This window comes from Lelliottia sp. GFLA7 (assembly GCF_056490165.1).
On the sequence record NZ_JBWLAQ010000126.1, the window covers coordinates 1 to 390 of the forward strand.

General features: G+C 69.2%; 1 protein-coding gene. It reads left to right on the top strand.

What is annotated here, in order from left to right; translation table 11 throughout:
- Positions 1–390: acyl-CoA dehydrogenase family protein (locus tag AC07RN_RS21480; protein WP_478337301.1), on the top strand; the 390-nt coding region annotated here is incomplete at both ends.

Below are 390 nucleotides of genomic sequence, written 5' to 3' on the forward strand. Positions count from 1 at the left end.
TCGGCGAGGAGAACAAGGGCTGGAGGCTCATCACGACGCAGCTCAACCACGAGCGCGTCATGCTGGGCCCCGCCGGTCGTGTCGCGGGCCTGTACGAGAAGGTCTACGACTGGGCCGCGAAGCGGGACCTGCTGGACCTGCCCGACGTCCGTCGCGGACTCGGCGAGATCCACGCCACCTACCGCCTCAACGAACTGCTCAACTGGCAGGTCGCGGCGGCCACGGGCGACGTCGACATCGCCGACGCGTCGGCCACCAAGGTCTTTGCGACCGAACGCATTCAGCGTGTGGGCCGGATCGCGGACGAGATCGTCGGCGCCCACGGCGACCCGGGTGACCCCGAGACCGCGGCGCTCATGCGGTGGCTCGACGTCCAGGTGAAGCGAAACG